This is a genomic window from Streptomyces sp. NPDC048560, assembly GCF_040650955.1.
Classification (GTDB): Bacteria; Actinomycetota; Actinomycetes; order Streptomycetales; family Streptomycetaceae; genus Streptomyces.
The window spans coordinates 762,138-784,229 of sequence record NZ_JBEZIJ010000001.1 but is presented as its reverse complement, the minus strand read 5'-3'; the positions used below and the strand labels follow the sequence as shown (position 1 = coordinate 784,229).

Sequence of the window (22,092 nt, the reverse complement as noted above, 5' to 3'; positions counted from 1 at the left end):
CGTCAGGGGCGTCCCGTGCCCCGGACCGCCCTGCCCGCCAGGACCGAGGTCCGTCTGCCGTCCTCGATGACGGGGCGGCCGTCGACGAGGACGTGCGGGATCCCTTCGGGCAGGGTGCGCGGCCTGTCGAAGGTCGAGCCGGCCCCCACCGTCCGCGGGTCGAAGAGGACGAGGTCGGCGCGGTAGCCCTCGCGGACCAGGCCCCGGTCGGGCAGCCTCAGCCGGGCCGCGGGCCGCGCGGTGAGGTGCGCCACGCACTCCTCCAGGCCGAGGATGCCCAACTCCCTCACGTACCGGCCGAGATACTGGGGGAACGTGCCGTAGGCGCGGGGGTGCGGCTTGTCGCCCTGGAGGATGCCGTCGCTGCCGCCGGTGTGGACGCGGTGGCGCATGATCTGCCGCACGTTCTCCTCGTGGCCCACGTGCTGGAGGATCGTGGAGCCGAGCCGGTCCTCGATGAGGAGGCGGCGGGCGGTGTCCCAGGGAGCCTCGCCGCGCAGCCGGGCGGACTCGGCGACCGTACGGCCGACGTGACCGGCGAGTGACGGTGTGCCGACGCCGGAGATCTCGATGGTGTCCCACTCGATGGGCACCCCGTGGCAGCCGTCCGAGCCGACCACCTCCAGGTGGTGGCGGATGCGCTCGGCCGAGGCGTCGTCGGCCAGGCGGGTGAGGACGGACTCCGGCCCGCCCTCGCCGGCCCAGCTGGGCAGCATCGCGACGAGCGTGGTGCAGCCGGGGGTGTACGGGTACGTGTCGAGGGAGATGTCCGCGCCCGCGTCCAGGGCGTTGTCGAGGAGCGCGAGGAGGTCCGGCGCCCTGCCCTCGTTCACGCCGAAGTTCATGGTGGCGTGCGCGAGGTGGAGCGCGCAGCCGGCGTCCCGGGTGAGCTCGACCATCTCCTCGTACGCGGCGAGGGCGCCCGCCCCGTACGAGCGGTGGTGCGGGCAGTAGTAGCCGCCGTGCGCGGCCACCACCCGGCAGAGCTCGGTGAGTTCGGCGTCGTTCGCGTACATGCCGGGCGTGTAGGTGAGGCCGGAGGACATGCCGACCGCGCCCTCGGACATGCCCTGGGCGACGAGTTCCTTCATCCGCACCAGTTCGGCGGGGGTGGCGGGGCGGTCGTCCCAGCCGACCGCGTACATCCGGACCGTGCCCTGGGGGATCAGGTAGGCGGCGTTGACCGCGATGCCCTGGCCGCCGAAGTTGCGGTCGAGGCGGTCCAGGTACTCGCCGACGGTGCGCCAGTCGAAGTCGATGTCCGAACCGTCGCCGTTCCAGCCGGTGATGGCCTTGCGTACGGCGGTGAGCGTGCGGTCGTCGACCGGCGCGTAGGAGAGGCCGTCCTGGCCGAGCACTTCGAGGGTGACGCCCTGCGCCGCCTTCGCGCTGTGGTCGGGGTCGCGGAGCAGCGCGAGGTCGCTGTGCGCGTGCATGTCGATGAACCCGGGTGAGAGCACCAGGCCGTCGGCGTCCAGGGCGCGGCGGGCGGTGGGGCGCGGGCCGTCGCCCTCGCGGTGGATCGCGGCGATCCGGCCGTCGTCGAGGGCGACGTCGGCGCGGTAGGCGGGGGTGGCGGTGCCGTCGACGACGGTGGCGTCGCGAATGACCAGGTCCATGGGGGTGCCTTTCGGGGCCTTCCTTCCCGCGGCGGGGGCGGAGCCCGGTGGCGTGGGTCCGGGGCGGAGCCCCGCGGCGGGAAGGGGCGGGCGGGGAACGAACCCCGCGGGGATCAGAAGAACGTGCGGATGTAGTCCGTGACCGTGCCGTCCGCCTCGACCAGCGGAATCAGCTGCCACTTGTCGAAGCTCGTGCACGGGTGCGACAGGCCCATGCCGACCCAGTCGCCCACCTCCAGCCCGGCCTCCGGCCCGGTCCGCAGCCAGGTGTGCTGGTCCGAGAGGCCCGTGACCGTGACTCCGGTGGCCGCGCGCACCGAACCGTCGCGGGCCGAACGCACGACCTGTGCCCGCGGGAGGTCGAGGTCGTACGCGGCGTCGCGCTTGCCCGCGTTGAGGAACGCCTGCTCATCGGAGGGGCGCGAGACCACCTGGGCCCAGAGCCGGAAAGCCGGCTGCAGCGCACCCTCCTCCGGGACCCGGTTGAACGGGGTGATGCGCAGGTAGTGGCCGTCGTCGTGCGAGACGTAGGCGCCCGAACGAAGCAACTTGCAGACCGGCAGCGAGAGTTCGGGGATCTCGGCGAAGACCTCGGCCACCGCGTCGAACCACGCGCTGCCGCCCGCGCTGATCAGGATCTCCCCAGCGCCCTCGAACGCGCCCGCGCGGTCCAGGCCGGCCGCCACCGCGACGAGCCGGCGCAGCCAGTCGCGTACGCGCTCGGGCGAGGCGTCCGGCACCTCTCCCTCGTACCCGGCGACACCGGTCAGCCGGAGGGTGGGTGCCGCGGCCACGGCGGCCGCGACCGCCGCGCAGTCCGCGTCGGTACGGGCTCCGGTGCGGGCGCCCTCGCCCGCGCCCAGCTCCACCACGACCTCGACCGGACGCGTGGCCGCCGCCGCGCGCAGGGCCTCGTCCATCAGCTCGACGCCGCGGACGGAGTCGACGTAGCAGACGAGGCGGAAGTCCGGGTCCGACGCGAGTTCCCGGGCCACCCAGCGCAGCGCGACCGCGTCGACGACCTCGTTGGCGAGGAAGATCCGCTGGATGCCGAAGGCCCGGTAGACCCTGGCCTGGTGGGGGACGGCGGCGGTGATGCCCCAGGCGCCGCGCGCCAGCTGGTCCGCGAAGAGCTGCGGGGCCATGGAGGTCTTGCCGTGCGGCGCGAACGCCAGGCCGTGGCGCTCCGCGTACGTCTCCAGGAGGGCGAGGTTGTGCTCCACCGACTCCGCGGACAGGGCCAGCACCGGCGTGGTGAACCCGCCGGTGAAGAGGTTGCGGCGCTCGGCGGCCAGGTCGCCGACGGTCAGTCCCTCCGCGTCGGGCGGGAGCGCTTTGAAGCGGTGGTCGACACGTTCGTCGGCGATTCCGGCCAGGGTGACCGGGTGGTCGGCGGCCAAGGGAGCCTCCTAGGAGAGTTGTCGTTGCAGCATATGCAACACCCATTGCGCATATCGCTTGACGCTGTCTAACATCCGAGCCGACGCCGGGTCAATGGTGAGAACCGGTCCCGAACGCTGACCAGCAAGGAGCCCAGAGTGCCCGGACCCGTAGCAGGGACGGCGGCCGGCGCCGCCACGGCCATCGATGTCGTCTGCCTCGGCGAGTCCATGGTGACGTTCCTGCCCTCGCGGCCCGGCCGCCTCGCCGACGTACCCACCTTCGGGCGCGGGATCGGCGGCGCCGAGTCGAACGTCGCCTGCGCGCTGGCCGCGGCCGGACACTCGGCGACGTGGGTCAGCCGGGTCGGCACGGACGGCTTCGGCGACCACCTCGTCGAGACGGTCGCGGGGTACGGGGTAGGCACCGGCGCCGTCCGGCGCGACCCCGAGCGGCCCACCGGCATCTACTTCCGCACCGCCACGGACCGGGCGACGGACGTCCACGAGGTGGCGTACTACCGGGCCGGATCGGCGGCCTCCGCGATGTCCGTACACAACGTTCCGTACGAGGACGTGTTCGCGGGCCGTGTCCTGCACCTGTCCGGGATCACGGCCGCCCTGTCGGCGCAGTGTCTGGAGCTGCTCCACGACCTGACCGAGCCGCGGGCCGGGCGTCCGCTGGTCTCGTTCGACGTGAACCACCGTCCGGGACTGTGGCGTACGGGCGCCGCGGGCCCGGACGTCCTGCTCGACCTCGCCCGCCGGTCCGACCTGGTGTTCGTCGGGGAGGACGAGGCTCAGGAGGCGTGGGGCGTACGGGGCGCCGAGGCGATCCGGGAAGCGCTGCCCGAGCCCGGCGTGGTCGTCGTGAAGCGGGGGGCCGACGGCGTGAGCGTCTTCTCGGGGCTCCGCCCCGGCACCCACTCCCCGACCGCCGGAGGGGCCGAGGACGTCCCAGCCCTCCGCGTCGACGTCCCAGCGCTCCGTGTCGACGTCGTCGCCCCCGTCGGGGCCGGAGACGCCTTCGCCGCCGGGTTCCTCTCCGCCACCCTGCGCGGACTCCCGGTGCGCGAGCGCGCCCGGCACGGGCACCTGATGGCCGCCGCCGTCCTCACCGTCCCCGGCGACCTCACCCAGCCCCCCGCCCGCGCCCACGCCGACCGCCTCGCGGCCCTCGACGACGACGCCTGGGGGAGACTTCGTCTCGGCCCCGGGTGGACGGGGGACGACCAGGAGGTACGTACGACATGAGTCAGACCGTCGACCGGGCGCTGAGCATTCTCCCGCTGCTCGCCCAGGGGCCCGCCGACCTCGGACAGGTCGCGGAGCGGCTCGGTGTCCACAAGTCCACGGCGCTGCGTCTGCTCCGTACGCTCCACGAGCACGGACTCGTCTACCGGCAGAGCGACCAGCGCTACCGCCTGGGCGCCCGGCTGTTCGCGCTCGCGCAGGAAGCCGTCGAGAACCTCGACGTACGGGAGATCGCCCACCCCCACCTCGTCGAGCTGAACGAGCAGTGCGGGCACACCGTGCACCTCGCCGTGTACGAGGAGAACGAGGTCCTCTACATCGACAAGGTGGAGAGCCGCTACCCGGTCCGGATGTACTCGCGGATCGGCAAGCCCGTCGCGATCACCGTCGCCGCGGTCGCCAAGCTGCTGCTCGCCGACCTGCCCGAGCCGGAGCGGCGCGTGGTCGCCGAGAGGCTCGACTACCCCATGTACACGTCCCGTTCGACACCGAACGCCGGGGCGTTCCTCAAGGAACTCTCCGTCGTGCGCGAACAGGGATGGGCCACCGATCTCGGTGGCCACGAGGAGTCCATCAACTGTGTCGGTGCCCCCATCCGGGGTGCGGACGGCCGTGTCGTCGCCGCCATGTCGGTGTCCGCGCCCAATGTCGTCGTCACACGCGAGGAACTCCTCACGCTGCTTCCGCTGGTGCGTCGCACCGCCGACACCATCAGCCGGGAGTACTCCGGCAACGCCCCCACGAAGAGAGCCTGAACCGTCATGACCGAGAAGACCGCGCTCACCCCGAGCACCCACACCGCCCCGCCCGCGAAGTTCTCGCACGGCGTGAGGAAGGGGAACATCCTCCAGGTCGCAGGGCAGGTCGGCTTCCTGCCCGCCGTCGAGGGCCAGGCGCCCACGCCCGCGGGTCCGACGCTCCGCGAGCAGACCCTCCAGACCTTCGCCAACGTCAAGGCGATCCTGGAGGAGGGCGGCGCGAGCTGGGACGACGTGATGATGATGCGCGTCTACCTCACGGACGTGGACCACTTCGCCGAGATGAACGAGATCTACAACGCCTACTTCGGCGAGCAGGACCTCAAGGCGGCCCCCGCCGCCCGTACGACCGTCTACGTCGGTCTCCCCAAGGGCCTGCTCATCGAGATCGACGCGCTCGCGGTCCTCGGCTGATCCCGCTGACGCACTTGTCCCACCGATTCATCACGCATCACGGCGCGGCGCCCCGCACCACGGGAGCGCCGTGCCGCGCTCCACCCTGCCCAAGAGCCCCCTGTGACAACGGAGTTACCCATGCTGCTCGCCGCCACCCCGACGCCGGCCGAGACGCCACCCCACACCGGTGGACTCCTCCTGCTGATCGATGGCACCGCCGGACTGCTGACCGTCGCCGCCCTCGGTATCGCCCTCCTGCTCCTCCTGATCATCAAGGTCAGGCTCCAGCCGTTCGTCGCGCTGCTCGCCGTCTCCATAGCCGTCGGCCTGGGCGCCGGCCTCTCCGTCACCGAGCTCTTCGGCACGGTGCAGAAGTCCGCCGCCGTCTCCGTCATCGAATCGGGCATGGGCGGCATCCTCGGCCATGTCGCGATCATCATCGGTCTCGGTACGATGCTCGGCGCGATCCTTGAGGTGTCCGGCGGCGCCGAGGTGCTGAGCACCCGCCTGCTGAACCTCTTCGGGGAGAAGCGCGCCCCGCTCGCCATGGGCCTCACCGGCCTGATCTTCGGTATCCCGGTCTTCTTCGACGTCGGCATCTTCGTCCTCGCGCCGATCGTGTACGCCGCCGCCAAGCGCTCCGGAAAATCGATTCTGCTGTACGCGATGCCGCTGCTGGCCGGTCTCTCGATGACGCACGCGTTCCTGCCGCCGCACCCCGGTCCCGTCGCCGCCGCGGGACTGTTCGACGTCTCGCTCGGCTGGGTCATCCTGATGGGCGCCGTCGTCGGCATCCCGTCCGTCCTCGCCGCCTGGGTGTACGCCGCCTGGATCGGCAGGCGCATCTTCGTCGAGGTCCCGCAGGACATGGTCGACGCCGCCGCGGAGGCCAAGGCCGCCGTCGCCGCCGAGCAGCGCACCGCCGGGGTCACCCCGCGCGAGGACCCGGTCGCGCTCGGGACCGTACTCGCGATCATCGGCACCCCGCTCGTGCTGATCCTCGCCGCCACGTTCTCCTCGATCGCGCTGGACCCCTCGACACCGCGCTCGGTCATCGAGTTCTTCGGCAACCCGTTCGTGGCCCTGACGATCGCGCTGCTCCTCGCGTACTACGTGCTGGGCATCCGGCGCGGCTGGTCCCGCAAGTCCCTGGAATCGGTCTCCACGTCCTCGCTGAAGCCGGTCGGCAACATCCTGCTCGTCGTCGGCGCGGGCGGCATCTTCGGCGCCGTGCTCAAGGGCAGCGGCATCGCGGACGCGCTCGCCGACACGTTCAACGACGTCGGGCTCCCCATCATCCTGCTGGCCTGGCTGATCTCCGTGGTGCTGCGCGTCGCGCAGGGCTCGGCTACGGTCGCGATCGTCACGACGGCGGGCATCGTCGTGCCCCTCGTCGAGGGCCAGGACATGTCCCAGGCCCACCTCGCCCTGATCATCATGGCGATCTCCGCCGGCTCGATCTTCGCCTCGCACGTCAACGACGGCGGTTTCTGGATGGTCGCGAAGTACTTCGGCATCTCGGAGCGCGACACCCTGAAGTCGTGGACGGTCCTGGAAACGGTCCTTTCCGTCGCCGGCTTCGCCGTCGCGGCGCTCCTGAGTCTGGTGATCTAGCGAGGACTCTCCGGAGATCCGGCGCGTGCCGCGCAGACGCCCTTGTGCGATCGAAGTCTTTGCGCTTCTTTGATCGGCATGGCCGAGACCAGCGCAACCACCACAGGGACAGGGGAGAACGACTCCCGACCGCGCAAGGCGAGTTGGAAATACATCGGACCGGGCATCGTCGTCGCGGCCACCGGCGTGGGCGCCGGGGACCTGGTCGCGACACTGATCGCGGGCAGCAAGTTCGGATACACCCTCATGTGGGCCGCCGTGATCGGCTGCCTCGTCAAGATCTCCCTCGCCGAAGCGGCCGGCCGGTGGCACCTCGCCACCGGCCGGACCCTTTTCGAGGGCTGGCGCACCCTCGGATCATGGACCACCGTCTACTTCGCGGTGTACGTCGTCATCTGGGGTTTCGTGTACGGCGCGACGGCCATGTCGTCCAGCGCCCTGCCCATCGTGGCGCTCTTCCCGGACGGGCCGGGGCTGAAGACCTGGGCCATCGTCATGGGCCTGGTCGGCCTGGTCTTCGTCTGGTTCAACCAGTACGCCGTCTTCGAGAAGGTCATGACGGTCCTGATCGGCGTGATGTTCGTGGTCGTCGTCTACGTCGCCGTACGGGTCGGCCCGGACGTCGGCGCGTCCGTCGCAGGTCTCGCGCCGGTACTCCCCGACGGCTCGCTGTTCTACACGCTCGGACTGATCGGCGGGGTGGGCGGCACGATCACCATGGCCGCGTACGGGTACTGGGTGAACGCCAAGGGCTGGAACAACTCCTCCTGGATGAAGGTGATGCGCCTCGACAACCGGGTCGCCTACATCACCACCGGCATCTTCGTCGTGGCCATGCTGGTCGTCGGCGCCGAGCTGCTGCACTCCTCCCAGGTGGCGCTGACCAAGGGCGACCGAGGTCTGATCGACCTCGGGCAGATCCTGGAGGACCGGTTCGGCGCGGTCACCGCGAAGCTGTTCCTGGTCGGATTCTTCGCCACGTCGTTCTCGTCGCTGATCGGCGTGTGGCACGGCGTGAGCCTGATGTTCGCCGACTTCGTCGAACGCATCAGGGCCGAGCGGGCCACGGGCGGCCCGTCGGACGCGGTGGAGCCGGGCGGGGCGCTGGTCGGGCGGCAGGAGAGGTCGGTGCCCTTCCGCGCGTACCTGCTCTGGCTGACCTTCCCGCCGATGACCCTGCTGTGGCTGGACGAGCCGTTCGGCCTGGTCATCGTCTACGGGGTGCTGGGCGCCTTCTTCATGCCGTTCCTCTCCGTCACCCTGCTCTGGCTGCTCAACTCCGGCCGTACTCCGCGGGAGTGGCGCAACGGCTGGCTGAGCAACGGGATGCTGGCGGCGGCCGGACTGCTGTTCCTCGTGCTGTGCGTGCAACAGGTACGCGACCTGCCGTGGTGATGTGAGCGGACCCGACGCAGCAGCGCCGCCGGGGGAGCGGCGGCGCTGCTGGTCACGGGTTCCTTCCGGCGGTTACGGCAGACCGTGCACGTGCGGGCCCACCGCGTTCGACCAGGCGTTGCCCGCCGTGGCGTCCCAGTTCGTGGACCAGGTCATCGCGCCACGCAGCGTCGGGTAGGTCCTCGACGGCTTGAACGAGCCGCAGCCCGTCCCCTTCGTCAGGCAGTCCAGGGCGGCGTTCACGATGGACGGGGAGACGTAGCCGCTGCCCGCGCCCCGGGTGGAGGCCGGGACTCCGAGGCCTACCTGCGAGGGGTCGAGGCCGCCCTCCAGCTGGATGCAGGCGAGCGCGGTGAGGAAGTCCACCGAGCCCTGCGAGTAGACCTTGCCGTCGCAGCCCAGCATCGAACCGCTGTTGTAGTACTGCATGTTGACGACGGTCAGGATGTCCTTGATGTTGAGCGCCGTCCTGAAGTACTCACCGGACGTCGACTGCATGTCGATCGTCTGCGGTGCCATCGTGATGACGAGACCGGAGCCCGCCTTCGCCGACAGGGCGCGCAGGGCCTTCGTCATGTACGTGGAGTTGAGGCCGTTCTCCAGGTCGATGTCGACCCCGTTGAAGCCGTACTCCTGGATGAGCGCGTAGACGGAGTTGGCGAAGGCCGTCGCGGAGGCGTCGCTGTTGACGGCTACGGAGCCCTTCTCGCCGCCGACCGAGATGATGACGTTCTTACCGGCGGCCTGCTTGGCCCTGATGTCGGCCTTGAACTGGTCGACGGTGTAGCCGTTGAGGCCCGCCGTGTCGAGGTTGAAGGTGACGGCGCCGGGTGTGGCGGTGGCGTCGGCGAAGGAGACCGCGATGATGTCGTAGTTCGCGGGGACGTCGCTGAGCTTCTGGACGGCCGCGCCGTTGTTGAAGTTCTGCCAGTAGCCGGTCACCGCGTGCTTGGGTACCGAGGTCACCGGGCCGGGCGTGCCGGCCTTGGCGGTACGGGCGCTGATCGTCGCCGACTTGACGGACTCACCGGCTGCGTTGGTGGCGGTCACGGCGAACTGGTAGGCGGTGTCGGCGGCCAGGCCGGTGACGGTCGCCGACGTGCCGGTGGAGGTGGTGGCCTTCGTGCCGTCCCGGTAGACGGTGTAGCCGGTCGCGCCGGTAACCGCGTTCCAGGTCAGGGGCACGGAGGAGGTCGTCGCCGTACCGGCGGTGAGACCGGCGGGCGCGGCGGGGATGGTCGGGGCGGGGTCGGTGCCGCCCCCGCCGTCGGGGCCGGTCACGGAGACGTCGTCGGCGAAGTAGGCGGTCTGCCCGTACCAGCCGTGCGTGTAGACGGTGACGGAGGTGGTGCTCGGGCCGGTACGGAAGCTGGTCGTCAGCTGCTTCCAGCTGCCGGAGTCCGGCGTCCAGGTGGAGACGTCCGTGGTGCCGGTCCCGGTGGCGCCGAGGTAGGCGTAACCGCCCTGCACCCAGGCGCTCAGCGTGTACGTCGAGCCGGGCTTCACCGCGACGGTCTGCGTGCACCTGGCGTTGTCCTGGCCGGCCGGGGTGGCCTTGAGCGCCGAGGTACCGCCGTGCACCGGCGAGGAGACCGTGGAGCCGCTGCCCGCGGAACAGGTCCAGTTGGCGAGCCCTGATTCGAAACCGGCGTTCTTGGCGACGTTGACGTCGGCCGCTTCCGCGGTGCTGACGAGGCCCGTGACCGACAGGGCCCCGGCCGCGAGGACAGCCGTCAGGGTGCCGATGACGGGCCGGGTTCCACGCCTGCGGCGTCTGCTGCCTGCGGAGCGTTCCACTGGTGCCTCCGGGGGGAGTTGGGGGGTGCTGGCGGAGTGTGCGGTGGCCACCGTTGGCCCATAAGCTGGTCCAGACCAATTGACTTGTCAAGACCTCTGACGGTGACTCGTCCGGTTCCGCCCGCAATCGGTGGCCCCCTGACCGCGGGCCCCCGGGATCAGGCGTCGTCCTGCAGCTTGTCCGCCGCGTACCCCGCCACACACGCCACCGCCGCCACCACGTTCGACATGAACAGGCCCTCGGCCGCCATCTCCTCCCACTGCACCGCCATGTTGAGCAGCTGCGCCACGATCGGCACGCTGATCGCCGCCGCCAGGTGCTGCGGCGTGGAGTGGCGGAAGGGCTCGCGGTGCACCCGGGCGGCGGCCCATGCCGCGAGCGCCAGGCACAGCACGTTGGGTATGTGGATCAGCGCCATGCGCCCGCCGAACGACTCCATGCGCTCGGGCGTCGCCACATGCTCGTGGACGACGGTGGCCTGTACGTACTCGGTGACGATCAGCACGATGATGCCGGCTGCCCAGGCGCGGGCCAGAGCGAAGATCACCGCCCCGCGCCCGTCGTCCCGGCGGGTGGGGGCCCCGGGGTAGGTGTACCGCGTCATGCTCGTCCGCCTCCGTGTCGGCGTATCACGGGTCAGGGGCCTCTCGCTCGGGTCGCACCGGGCTCGCGGGCCCGGACCGATCCGTAAGGGAGGCGCTACTTCACCGTGATGCTGTCGATGATCCGGTCCAGGTCGGACGCGGACAGGCTGCCCTTGGCCGTGTCGATCCGGACCGCGTAGCTCTTCTTCTCCGAGTCGAGACCGGTGATGATCACACCCTTGACCTGGGTGCCCTTGACCGGGGTCCCGGCATCGCCGCCGGAGGCGAACGTGAAGTCGACGCGCTTGGCGTGCCGCACCGCCTCCGGGCCGTGGACCTCGACGTCCGACTGCTCCTCGAGTCTGGCGCCGAGCGCGATTCCGGCCTCCGCGCCGATCGCCGCCTCCTCCGCCGTGTCCGCGCGGGTGAAGTCCAGCTGCACGGTGATCGTGCCGACCGTCCTGCCGTCCTCGGTGAGCCGAGCTGCGGCCGCGTTGTGCTTGCCGCGCTCGGCGCCTCCCAGTTCCCCGAAGGCGGGGGGACGGGCGACCGAGACGGCCGGGGTCGTGAGCTCACCCCAGCCCTCGGGGACGGTGCCGGTGGCCGAGTCGTCCCCGCACCCAGCGGTGAGCAGGCCCAGCGCGAGCACGGTGGTCCCGGTGATCAGACGGTTCGTGAGGGTGTTCATGGCTGGCTCCTGTCGGCCGTGATCAGTTCGCACAGTAGCTGTACGGGACGTAGCTTCGACTGCCGCCGTTGGGCGCCCCGAGGAACTCCGCGTTGTTCAGCGTTTCCTCCTTCTTCTCGGTGGACACCGAGAAGCCGAGGCTCAGCCCCAGATTCAGTTCGAAGCCGTACTCCGCCGCGTTGGTCTCGCCGGTGTACGTCGTCCTGCTGGACAGCCCGGAGTCGAAAAGCAGCTGACCGAACCTGTCGTCGTCCCCGGGCCGTTCCGTCGGCGCGTGGTCGTCGAACATGTAGCCGAAGGGCTGGCCGTACTGCCCGTTGCCGTCCAGCCACTCCTGCGCGATCCTCCGGTCGGCGTCCCCCTCGGCCCCAGGCTTCAGGACGACGGAGTTGGTGACGACCTCGATGCCGGTGTCCTCGCCGCCGCCCTTGACGCCGCCGCTGCCGCCCCGCTTGTCGTCGCCGGACTTCCCGTTGTCGCCGCCGACCTTGGCCCCGTCCTTGGTGGTGCCCTTCTCGACCGTGCGCGTCATGTCGATCCGCAGCAGCTCACCGGTCTTCTTGTCGTGCGTGACGGTGATGGACCCGGTCCGGGTGGTGGACGCCGAGGCGTCACCGCTGATCGGACCGGCCTCGTACCCCACCTTGGTGCCGTACTCGATGGCCGCGGAGTACGTGTACGCCTTGGTGCCCTTGAAGTCGTTGTCCGTCCATGTCACTTCGGGTGAGAACTTGAAGTTGCCACCGAGTGACGCGCTCAGCTTCTTGTCGTCCCCCGCACCGATCTTGATACCGGCGGAGGCGCTGGCGTCGAGGCCGACCTTGCCGTAACTGATGTGCCGGTTGCCGAGCTTCTCGTCGATGCTCTTGCGGAGCTTCTCCTCCTCGGCCATGGGGCCCTTGCCGAACATGTACAGGATGCTGTTGCCGAGGCCCGCGCCCTGCGCGTTGGCGTGCCGGTTGGAGAGCTCGTACGTCTTGAGCATCTCGATGTCGTCGCGGAAGGACTTCGCCTCCTCCTCGCTCCTGAACACCCAGGTGTCGCCGTTGGTGACCTTGATGCCCGCGCCGAGTTCCACCTTGTCCGTGCCGAACGAACCGACTTTCAGGCCCGGTTTGAAGTCCTTCTTGGCGGCGATCGACGCGGCGTCGGTGAACGTCATGGTGACCTGCTGGTCGTTCCCGTCGACCTTGCCGTCACCGTTCATGTCGGTCTTCGACTGGAACGTCTGCTGCTGGAAGCCGTACTCCTCGCCCCACTCGATGAACAGGACCTTCGCCTTGGCTCCGGCCTTGTCCGAGATCGAGGAGAGCTGACAGAGCGGCGGTTCGAAGTCCGCGTCCGTCTTCGGCGCGGCCTCGTTCCCGCCGCCGTCCCCGCACTCGCCGAAGGAGACGGCGCACCTGAAGCGTTCGGCGATCCGGCCGCCGAGGCCCGTGGCCGTCAGCGCCCCGACGATGGAGGTCACGACCACCACCATGCCGACGTACTCCGTGGCGGTGGCACCCCGGTCGTCGAGCGGCAGGCCGTACCAGCTCCTACCGCCCCGATGTCTGCCGACCGACGGTATTCGCCCGATCTGATCCATTTCAGGAGCCCCCTTCGCCTCCGGCTGCGACGGCCGGCCGGATCCGGAGATTACGGAAGTGAACGGTGTGTGGGCGTGGGTCCTGGGACCCCAATCCGGGCCCATGTCTGCCCGTTGGGCCCGTAAACCCGAAAGGGATCAGGCATTCTCCTGGAGCGACATGAGGGAATGCCCATCTGGTACGGAATTTAACTACCGGCCGGTTGGGCTGATTTGGGGTGTGAACACCCTGTGCGTACGGAGAGTGTCCTGCGTTACTGGGTACTGAAAGGTGTTCTCTGCCTCGGCGTACGTCGTTAAAGTGCTGAGGCAGGAGCACGGAGCAGGAGAGCGATTGCGGCCGGCGGTACGCGGCGGCCGGAGCCGAACGGGGAAATGCGTGCCGACCGCAATAGCAGTGACCAGTGCTGACCTGGTGCTTCCGCCCACGGACCAGCAGACGCCCACCGCGGCGCTTCTGCACGCCCCGGACGCGCAGCCCCTGGAACTGGCGCTGAACGACATGAACGTTCTCCTTGAGCAGCACGGCTACGTCATCGCCGTCTACCCGGCCAACATCGCGAAGGCCCACGAACGACGGCTGCACATGATCCGGTCGATGCTGGAGAGCGACCGCATCGCGCTCCTCAAGGTGGATCTCCCGCCGCTGGGCGTCGCCGTCCTGGTGCGCCAGCTGCGGCAGTTGTCCATCTGTGACTTCAGCGCCGGCGTCGTCGCATCCGCCGCCCGGCTGCTCTCCCACTACATCCACGCCGGTGCCCTCCTCAGTACGGTCACCAAGCTGGACCGGGTGCCCGTGAGCCTCAAGGCGCACGCCAAGTCATGGGTGCCCGGCTCGCAGTTCGGCGTGCTGGCCAACCCGAACCCCCAGCTGATCAAGGTCGGTTCGGGGGAGGACCTGACCGGGCCCGAGTTCGGGACGCATCTGCTGGTCGCGAAGGGGCAGCTCCAGTCGGAGTGGGTGAAGGAGACGATCGCGCCCTCATGGCAGGTCCAGGCCGTTCACGAGGCGCCGCTGCCCTCGTATTCGCCGGGCTGGTGGGGAACCTCGAAGATGATCGAATTCGCCGCCTTCCTGCCCGATATCTCGGTCGTCTACCAGCTGGTCTCCTCCGTGCGCAGGGAGATCTGCGCCTGGTGCGGCAATGAACTCATCGGCGACCGCTGCGGTTTGTGTTCGGCTCCACTGAGACCCCAGCAGAACCAAACCAACGGTTCCGGTGTCCTCAACCAAGGAACTCCCATGCACCACGGGTCGTGAATCCGCCTGCCGCACTCCTCAGCGGCCCGACGCGGGCCCCTGTGCGGCGGTTCCGAGCACAACGGCCCGGCCCCTCCCTGTCCTGCTCCGTCCGTCCGACTCTCCGTCCGACCATCGGCCCACGTCTCCCAACGAGGTTGCTCCGCTCATGAATTCACGGCAACGCCGCGGCGTCATCCTTCTGCTCCTCTCGGTCCTCTGCGCCTTCGGCGCCTTCGCCGGTGTGCTCTCGGTGATCAGCGATGTGAATTCGAAGGTCGGACCGGAAGTGACCGCGTACCAGGTGAAGTCGAACATCGCGCCCTACACGTCCCTGGATCCCGGGCAGTTCGAGAAGATAGAGATGCCCAAGCGCTGGCTGTCCGAGAACGCGATCACGGACCTCGCGGTCGTCAACGGGAAGATCGCGGTCACCGAACTGCGCGCGGGCTCCCTGCTCCAGGACGACATGATCGTCAAGCGCCCGGTTCTCCAGAACGGTGAGCAGGAGATCGCCATCATGATCGACGCCGCGACCGGAGTCGCCGGCAAGATCAACCCCGGCAACCTCGTCAACATCTTCGCGACCTTCGCCGGTGAGAACGAGGGCGAGAAGTCCACCTCACGCGTCATCGTGGCCAACGCCAAGGTGCTGGACGTGGGGAAGCTGACGCCCCTCGACCCGAAGCGCGACGACCGCGGCACCGGCCCGACCGAGGCCGTGCCGATCACCTTCGCCCTCAACACCACCGACGCCCAGCGCGTCGCCTACGCGGAGTCCTTCGCCGAGCACGTACGGCTGGCCCTGCTGCCCGAGAACAGTCCGACCACGCTCCGTCCGGGTGAGGGCAGCTACAACCTCGACGAAGACAAGAACAAGTGAGGGCCGGATGAGCACAAGAATCCTCCCGGCTGTCGGCGATGCCGACGCCGCCCGATCCATCACCACACTGCTCAGCCAGCTCCCCGACGCGGAGCCGGCCGGGCCACTCGGTGACTCCACCTCGCTGCTCGACACCCTGGCCCGGCTCGCCGCCGAGTCGCTGGACGAGCTGCCCGAGGTCGTGCTCGTGCACGAGCGGATCGGCCCGGTTCCGGCCCTGGAGCTGATCCGGGAGGTGGCCCTGCGCTTTCCGGCGGTCGGGGTCGTACTGGTCACCGCCGACGCGAGCCCCGGGCTCTACTCGGCGGCCATGGACTCCGGCGCCCGTGGTCTGGTCGGCCTTCCCCTCTCGTACGAGGAGCTGGCCCAGCGCGTTCAGGCGGCGGCGGGCTGGTCCGTCGGGGTCCGGCGCCACCTGGGCGCGGGCGCGGACGTCTTCACCGGCCCCAGCGGCACCGTCGTCACGGTCAGCGGCGCGAAGGGCGGAGTGGGTACGACCGTGACCGCCGTCCAGCTCGCGCTGGCCGCGAAGGCGTCCGGACACACGGTCGCCCTGGCCGACCTGGACCTCCAGTCCGGGGACGTCGCCTCGTACCTCGACGTGCAGTTCCGCCGGTCGATCGTCGACCTGTCCACCATCCAGGACATCTCGCCCCGGGTCCTCCAGGACGCCCTGTACAACCACGACAGCGGCATCGGGCTGCTGCTCGCACCGAGCGAGGGGGAGCGGGCGGAAGAGGTCAGCGACCGGGTCGTACGCCAGACGGTCAGCGCCCTGCGCCACCGCTTCGAGGTCGTGATCATCGACTGCGGCACGCACATGAACACGGCCAACGCGGCCGCGATCGAGATGGCGGACCGCACGCTCCTGGTGACCACGCCGGACGTGGTGACGGTCCGCGCGGCCAAGCGCATGGTCCGGCTCTGGGACCGGCTGCAGATCCGCAAGGCGGAGGAGACGATCACGGTCGTCAACCGCTACACCCGCAACACGGAGATCCAGCCCCCGCTGATCGAACGGATCACCGCGACGAAGGTCGCCCGGATCGTGATCCCCGCCAACTTCAAGGAACTCCAGGCGGTGGTCGACGCGGGCCGTATGCAGGACCTGGAGGCCAAGTCCACGGTGAAGCAGGCCCTGTGGGGCCTGGCCGGGGACCTGGGTCTCGTGAAACAGACGGAAGGCGCCGACAAGCAGGGCAAGTTCAAGGGCGACCGTGGCTCGATCGGCGGCAGGCGAGGACGCTCGAAGTGACGACCGAAGCGACGCAAGGTGAGACGGCCGAAGCGTCGGCCGAAGCGATACCACCGAGGGGGACAGGTGAGACCACGTCAAGCACGCCAGGCGACTGAGCGCACTGCGGCCGCCGCACGGACCCGGCTCCGCGACGACCGCGGCCAGGCAGCCATCGAGTTCACCGGCACACTCCCGCTGATCCTGATCACGCTCGCCCTCCTCTGGCAGGCGGCCATGGTCGGCTACACCTTCATGCTCGCGGGCAACGCCGCGGACAAGGCGGTCACCGCCGCCACGACGGCCAACGGCAGCGCGCAGGCCGCCTGCCAGGACGCCGGCCGGGAGGACCTGCCGAGCGCCTGGGACGCGACCTTCGTCTGCCATGAATCGGGCGACCTGATGAAGGCCGAGGTGAAGGTGGAGGTGCCGCTCCTCTTCCCCGGCGGCTTCAACCTGCCGATGACGCTGCCCGGCGAGGCGTCGGCCAACCTGGAGAGGAGCTGGGGATGGTGACGTACGCACCGAACCCCGGACGGCGCGCCCGCCGGACCCGCGACGCCCGTCAGGAAGGCCAGGCCGCCATCGAGTACGTGGGCGTCCTGACCCTTCTCCTGGTCGTCGCCATGGCGGTGGTCCAGCTGGGCATCGCCGTCTACGCGGCCCAGCAGGCCGGCACGGCCTCCCGGTCGGGCGCCCGCGTCGAGTCGTACGACCGCGCCTCCATGGGCGGGGAACAGGCGGCCCGCGCCTCGATGAGCGGCTGGCTGGCCGACGACGCCGACGTCCGGGTGCAGCACGGCTTCGACGAGGTCACCGTGACCGTGCGGATCGACATCCCGGCCGTGATCCCGATGTTCGACTTCGGCGACGTCACCAAGCGCGCCACCATGCCGCGCGGCTGATCTCCGTACCACCGCACCACCACAGGGAGTTGAGGACATGAGCCTGAGGGCGCGCATCACGAGCCCCGAGCCGACGAACGGGCTCAGCGAGGAGAGCCGTCTCGTCGGGGTCTACCGCGCCAAGCTCCTGGAGGAGATCGACCTCGCCGAGATGTCCGCCCTCGCGGCGGCCGAGCGCAGGGCGCGCCTGGAGCGCGTACTGGGCCACATCATCAGCCGCGAGGGGCCCGTCCTCTCCTCCATGGAGCGCTCACAGCTCATCCGCCGGGTCGTCGACGAGGCCCTCGGACTCGGCATCCTCGAACCACTCCTCGAAGACGCCTCCATCAGCGAGATCATGGTCAACGGACCCGACCAGGTGTACGTGGAGCGAGGCGGCCGACTCGAGCTGCTCCCCATGCGCTTCTCCTCCAACGAACAGCTGATGCAGACCATCGAGCGCATCGTCTCCACCGTCAACCGCCGGGTGGACGAGGCCAATCCGATGGTGGACGCGCGTCTGCCGTCCGGCGAGCGCGTCAACGTGATCATCCCGCCGCTCTCGCTCAAGGGCCCGATCCTCACCATCCGCCGCTTCCCCCGGGCCTTCACGCTCCAGGAGATGATCGGCCTCGGCTCGCTCGACGAGCACATGCTGATGCTGCTCGCGGGACTGGTCCGCGCCAAGTTCAACGTGATCGTCTCCGGCGCCACCGGTACCGGGAAGACCACCCTGCTCAACGCGCTGTCCGGGCTCATCCCGAACGGCGAGCGCATCGTCACCATCGAGGACTCCGCCGAGCTCCAGCTCCAGCAGTCCCACGTGATCACGCTGGAGAGCCGCCCGTCGAACGTCGAGGGCAAGGGCCAGATCACCATCCGCGACCTCGTCCGCAACTCCCTGCGTATGCGGCCCGACCGCATCATCGTCGGTGAGGTCCGTGGCGGCGAGACCCTCGACATGCTCCAGGCCATGTCCACCGGTCACGACGGCTCGCTCGCCACCGTCCACGCGAACAACGCCGAGGACGCCCTGATGCGTCTGCAGACGCTGAGCTCGATGTCCGAGGTGGAGATCCCGTTCGTCGCGATCCACGACCAGATCAACAGCGCCGTCGACGTGATCGTGCAGCTCACGCGGCACGCCGACGGATCCCGCCGCATCACCGAGATCGCCGTCGTCGACTCGCACGGCCGCGAGGACTACCGCATCGTCTCCGTCTGCCGCTTCAAGTCCCATCCGGTCGCGGCCGACGGCCGCATCTACGGAAACTTCGAGTACTACCCACTGCCGCGCCGGGTCGCCGAACGCCTCTACATGACCAGCGAGGCGATCCCCGCCGCCTTCGGCGTCGCCCAGTCGGAGGACCAGCTGATCATGCGCCGATCCGCCGCCTGAGCCCCGCCGCGCACTCCCGTCCCCTGCCCGCCGCCCCCGAGAAGGTCCCCGCCCGCCATGGATAATCTTCCGCTCCTGACGATCGGCGTCACGCTGCTCGCCGGCCTGTTCGCCGTCCTCGGCGTGCACATCTACTCATCGGGCAAGGCACAGCGGCAGATCCTGTTCGACCGCATGTCCCAGACGGGGCAGATCACCATCGGCGGCCGCAACCGGCGGTTCCGCGGGATCGACCGGCGGCTGCGCAGGACGGGCCTCGGCAAGAAGATCGAGCGCAAGATCTCGGCGACCGGCCTGGACCTCACACCGGGTGAGTACGCCGTCTACGTGGTGGCGGCGCTCCTCGGCCTCTACTTCGTCGTCGGCTCGATCTTCGCCCCGTTCTTCGGCCTGCTCGCCGCCTTCATCGGCCTGTGGGGCGGCAACGCCTTCCTCAACTACCAGCGGGCCAAGCGCACCGAGGCGTTCATCAACCAGCTGCCGGAGCTCACCCGCGTCCTGGCCAACGCCACCCAGGCCGGCCTGGCCCTGCGTACGGCGATCGCCATGGCGGTGGAGGAGCTCGACGACCCGGCCCACGAGGAGCTGCGCCGCGTCGCCGACCGGCTGTCCGTCGGCCACTCCCTCGACGACGCGCTCAACGAGCTCGTCGAGCGTCTGCCCTCCCGCGAACTGACCGTGCTGGTCTCCACCCTCATCCTCTCCAACCGGGCGGGCGGCACGATCGTCTCCTCGCTGCGCAACCTCACGGAGACGCTGGAGGAACGCAAGGAGACACGGCGCGAGGTCACCACCCTGCTGTCGCAGGTGAAGGTGACGGCCGTCGCCGTCCCGATCCTCGGCATGGGGTTCCTGTTGATCATCAACGGGATGCGCGCCGGCGCGCTCGACGACATGACGGCCGCCACACCCGGCCGGATCGCCGTGGTGATCGCCGCCGGCCTCTACGGCCTGGGCTTCTTCCTGATCAACCGCCTCACCCGCGTACGCATCTGAACCCGACGGCCCTTCACGCATCAGGAGAGAGGACAACACCATGGACCTACTGATCGCGGCCGTCTTCGGACTCGCCGTATACGGAGCCTTCCAGGGCATCCGCATGTACCGCGCGGACGCCAAACTCCCCGGCGACCTGGCCATCGCCCTGGAGGTGGGCGCCACCCGCACCACGGCCACCGGCTCCGCCATCGACCGCATGGGTATGCGGTACGCGCCCCGGGTGCTGCGCATGATGGGCCCCAAGCGCGTCGACAAGGTCCGCCGCAAGCTGGACATGGCGGGTAACCCGGGCGGTATGACGATCGACCGTTACGCGGCGCGGCGGGCGGTCTACGGCGGGTTGGGAGCCCTGGCAGGCCTGGCCATGCTGATGAACGGACAGACCGTGCTGGCAGTTCTGATGCTGGTCTACGGCTATTTCTGGACCGACGTGATCATCCGGTCCGCCATCAGCCGACGCAAGGACGACATCGACCGCACCCTCCCCGACTTCCTCGACGTCCTCGCCGTCGTCGTCTCGGCCGGGCTGGGCTTCCGGCAGGCGCTGGATCGCGTGGCGGAGAAGTACGCGGGCCCCTGGGCCGACGAACTCCGCATCACCCTGCGCCAGATGGACATGGGAGTGAGCCGCCGCGACGCCTTCGACCAGCTCCGCAAGCGCAACGAGTCCGAGCAGGTCTCGATGTTCGTATCGGCTCTCCAGCAGGGCGAGGAGCTGGGTGCGCCGATCGTGGACACGCTCATCCAGATCGCCAACGACATGCGGCGCACCGATGCCCAGAACGCCCGCCGCAAGGCATCCAAGGCCGTACCCAAGGCGACTTTGATCGTCACCAGCTTCATGCTCCCCGGAACGATGATCCTGATCGCCGTCGGCTTCTACTACGCGGCCGACGTCAACATCGGAGACGTCTTTGGAACCTGAGCGAGCGCGGATCACGCTCACCCGACAGCTGACGAGGAGGTGAAAGGCCTATGGGCCCCCGACAGGCCGGACCGGCACTCACGGGCGGACCGGACGCGACCACGGCCGAGAGCACACCCGGACACGTACCCCCGCTGCCCATCCAGGTCAACGCGCTGCAAGCCCTGTGCCGTCAGCTGTTCGGCTTCCGCCTCGCGATGACCGCTCTGGCCGCGCCCTTCGCCCTGGACAGCGTCGACGACCGGCTCGGCAGCTGGCTCGTGGGAGCAGCGGTCCTGGTTACCGTCATGGTGTCGTACGCGCTGATGCGGGACTGGGAGCGCTTTGGTCCAATTCTCCTTCGTCACCCCTCCATGCTCGCTGGGGACATGCTGTTCGGCGCGCTCCTGCTCTTCGCCGCTACCCCCGGTTCCACCCTCACGTACGTCACGGTATGCACCCCGCTGCTGGCAGGCCTGGTCTACGGCTGGCGCGGCAGTGCTATTTTCGCTGTACTCCAGTCTCTCCTGCTGGCAGCCGCCTACGGAGTCAGTCAGAAGGTCGAGGCGGACGCCACGGCCCTGCTCGTGGTGGGTCTCTGCATCATGGCCGGGGCAGTCGGCAGCACGCTGCGGAGCCTGCTCCTCCGTTTCGGTGCGGCCTCCCAAGCCCTCACCGACACCCGGGCGCGCCTCGCGGTGAGCAGTGCGGTCGAGGAGGAGCGGGCCCGCCTGGCCCGCGAGATGCACGACTCCGTGGCCAAGACCCTGCACGGCCTCGCGCTCGCCGCCGACGGACTGGCCGGGACGGCCGACCGGATGGACCCGCTCACTGTCAAGCACCAGGCCGAACTGGTCGCCCGCGCCGCCCGCCGGGCCGCCGCCGAGTCCCGCGAACTCCTCTCCGACCTGCGCCGGGAGTCCGGGCTGGACGGCGGCGTGGACGTCGTGGACGAACTCCGTGCGCGCACCGCCGACTTCGAGCGGCGCCACGGCGTCAAGGCGGTCTTCCGCACCCTCGGCACCGGCCCCGTCCCCCTCATCCCGCACGCCGTGGCCCGGCACGCACTCACCATCGCGACCGAAGCCATGGAGAACGCCCAGCGGCACGCCCACCCCACCTACGTGGACGTCTCCGCGGGCCTGGTCCGCGACACCGTGCGGATCAGCGTGTACGACGACGGGGACGGCCTGCCCCCCGGCACCTCGCTGGCCGACCTTCGCAAGGCCGGCCACTTCGGGCTGGTCGGCATGGTCGAGCGCGCGGCGTCCATCGGCGCCCGCATCCGCATCGGCCGGGGCCGTGCCGCGCGCGGCACCGAGGTCCGGCTCGACCTGTCCCTGGCAGCGATGGACCTGGCACCACCGGCACAGACTCTGCCGGCCCCACCACCTGGGTATCTGCCACCGCTCCCGCAGATACCCAACCAGCGCACGCGTCCTGACCACACCTGACCCATCCGCCGTTCCACCACGG

At 69.8% G+C, this 22,092-nt stretch carries 20 protein-coding genes; 14 read left to right on the top strand and 6 right to left on the bottom strand.

Features of this window, described 5'->3' with window-relative positions:
• Nucleotides 1–2 precede the first annotated feature (2 nt).
• Nucleotides 3–1,619, bottom strand: coding sequence for a D-aminoacylase (locus AB0C82_RS03420; protein ID WP_362835819.1), 1,617 nt, complete (start codon nt 1,617–1,619; stop codon nt 3–5).
• A 113-nt stretch (nt 1,620–1,732) separates the two neighbouring features.
• Complete coding sequence (locus AB0C82_RS03415) at nt 1,733–3,019, bottom strand: alanine racemase (RefSeq protein WP_362835817.1); 1,287 nt, start codon at nt 3,017–3,019, stop codon at nt 1,733–1,735.
• A gap of 138 nt (nt 3,020–3,157) precedes the next feature.
• Here AB0C82_RS03415 and AB0C82_RS03410 point away from each other — a divergent pair, with 138 nt between their 5' ends.
• From AB0C82_RS03410 to AB0C82_RS03390, 5 genes are all read left to right on the top strand, one after another.
• Nucleotides 3,158–4,252, top strand: coding sequence for a sugar kinase (locus AB0C82_RS03410; RefSeq protein WP_362835815.1), 1,095 nt, complete (start codon nt 3,158–3,160; stop codon nt 4,250–4,252).
• Complete coding sequence (locus AB0C82_RS03405; RefSeq protein ID WP_362835813.1) at nt 4,249–5,007, top strand: IclR family transcriptional regulator; 759 nt, start codon at nt 4,249–4,251, stop codon at nt 5,005–5,007. Before AB0C82_RS03410 ends, AB0C82_RS03405 begins: the two co-directional genes overlap by 4 nt.
• Nucleotides 5,008–5,013: 6 nt before the next feature.
• On the top strand, nt 5,014–5,424 hold the full coding sequence (locus AB0C82_RS03400) for a RidA family protein (RefSeq protein WP_362835811.1): 411 nt from the start codon (nt 5,014–5,016) through the stop codon (nt 5,422–5,424).
• 120 nt (nt 5,425–5,544) lie between these two features.
• Nucleotides 5,545–7,020, top strand: coding sequence for a gluconate:H+ symporter (locus AB0C82_RS03395; RefSeq protein WP_362835809.1), 1,476 nt, complete (start codon nt 5,545–5,547; stop codon nt 7,018–7,020).
• A gap of 78 nt (nt 7,021–7,098) precedes the next feature.
• Nucleotides 7,099–8,415 carry an Nramp family divalent metal transporter gene (locus AB0C82_RS03390; RefSeq protein ID WP_362835807.1) on the top strand — a complete coding sequence of 439 codons (1,317 nt, stop codon included), beginning with the start codon at nt 7,099–7,101 and terminating at the stop codon, nt 8,413–8,415.
• Nucleotides 8,416–8,487: 72 nt separating this feature from the next.
• Here AB0C82_RS03390 and AB0C82_RS03385 read toward each other — a convergent pair whose 3' ends face one another.
• The 4 genes from AB0C82_RS03385 to AB0C82_RS03370 all read right to left on the bottom strand — a co-directional run bounded on the left by AB0C82_RS03385 (nt 8,488) and on the right by AB0C82_RS03370 (nt 13,073).
• Entirely contained in the window at nt 8,488–10,212 is a 1,725-nt protein-coding gene (locus tag AB0C82_RS03385; RefSeq protein ID WP_362835805.1) for a glycoside hydrolase family 18 protein, read from the bottom strand.
• A gap of 158 nt (nt 10,213–10,370) precedes the next feature.
• Nucleotides 10,371–10,817 carry a hypothetical protein gene (locus AB0C82_RS03380; RefSeq protein WP_362835803.1) on the bottom strand — a complete coding sequence of 149 codons (447 nt, stop codon included), beginning with the start codon at nt 10,815–10,817 and terminating at the stop codon, nt 10,371–10,373.
• A gap of 95 nt (nt 10,818–10,912) precedes the next feature.
• The gene (locus tag AB0C82_RS03375; RefSeq protein ID WP_362835801.1) at nt 10,913–11,485 is read right to left on the bottom strand and encodes a hypothetical protein; all 573 of its coding nucleotides are present in this window, start codon (nt 11,483–11,485) and stop codon (nt 10,913–10,915) included.
• Nucleotides 11,486–11,507: 22 nt separating this feature from the next.
• A complete protein-coding gene (locus AB0C82_RS03370) occupies nt 11,508–13,073 on the bottom strand; it encodes a hypothetical protein (RefSeq protein ID WP_362835799.1) in 1,566 nt (521 codons plus the stop codon).
• Between the two features lie 397 nt (nt 13,074–13,470).
• On the opposite strand from AB0C82_RS03370, the gene AB0C82_RS03365 reads away from it, so the two are divergent.
• The 9 genes from AB0C82_RS03365 to AB0C82_RS03325 all read left to right on the top strand — a co-directional run bounded on the left by AB0C82_RS03365 (nt 13,471) and on the right by AB0C82_RS03325 (nt 22,070).
• Nucleotides 13,471–14,334, top strand: coding sequence for a hypothetical protein (locus AB0C82_RS03365; protein ID WP_362835797.1), 864 nt, complete (start codon nt 13,471–13,473; stop codon nt 14,332–14,334).
• Nucleotides 14,335–14,482: 148 nt separating this feature from the next.
• A complete protein-coding gene (cpaB, locus tag AB0C82_RS03360) occupies nt 14,483–15,196 on the top strand; it encodes a Flp pilus assembly protein CpaB (protein ID WP_362835796.1) in 714 nt (237 codons plus the stop codon).
• Nucleotides 15,197–15,203: 7 nt separating this feature from the next.
• The gene (locus AB0C82_RS03355; RefSeq protein WP_362835794.1) at nt 15,204–16,451 is read left to right on the top strand and encodes an AAA family ATPase; all 1,248 of its coding nucleotides are present in this window, start codon (nt 15,204–15,206) and stop codon (nt 16,449–16,451) included.
• A 66-nt stretch (nt 16,452–16,517) separates the two neighbouring features.
• Entirely contained in the window at nt 16,518–16,946 is a 429-nt protein-coding gene (locus tag AB0C82_RS03350; protein WP_362835792.1) for a TadE family protein, read from the top strand.
• A complete protein-coding gene (locus tag AB0C82_RS03345) occupies nt 16,940–17,335 on the top strand; it encodes a TadE/TadG family type IV pilus assembly protein (protein WP_362835791.1) in 396 nt (131 codons plus the stop codon). Before AB0C82_RS03350 ends, AB0C82_RS03345 begins: the two co-directional genes overlap by 7 nt.
• 37 nt (nt 17,336–17,372) lie before the next feature.
• Nucleotides 17,373–18,713: a CpaF family protein gene (locus tag AB0C82_RS03340; RefSeq protein ID WP_362835789.1), complete on the top strand. Its 1,341-nt coding sequence runs from the start codon at nt 17,373–17,375 to the stop codon at nt 18,711–18,713.
• A 57-nt stretch (nt 18,714–18,770) separates the two neighbouring features.
• A complete protein-coding gene (locus AB0C82_RS03335) occupies nt 18,771–19,709 on the top strand; it encodes a type II secretion system F family protein (protein ID WP_362835787.1) in 939 nt (312 codons plus the stop codon).
• Between the two features lie 40 nt (nt 19,710–19,749).
• Nucleotides 19,750–20,637, top strand: coding sequence for a DUF5936 domain-containing protein (locus tag AB0C82_RS03330; protein ID WP_362835785.1), 888 nt, complete (start codon nt 19,750–19,752; stop codon nt 20,635–20,637).
• Between the two features lie 50 nt (nt 20,638–20,687).
• Nucleotides 20,688–22,070, top strand: coding sequence for a histidine kinase (locus AB0C82_RS03325; protein WP_362835783.1), 1,383 nt, complete (start codon nt 20,688–20,690; stop codon nt 22,068–22,070).
• The last annotated feature ends 22 nt before the right edge of the window (nt 22,071–22,092 follow it).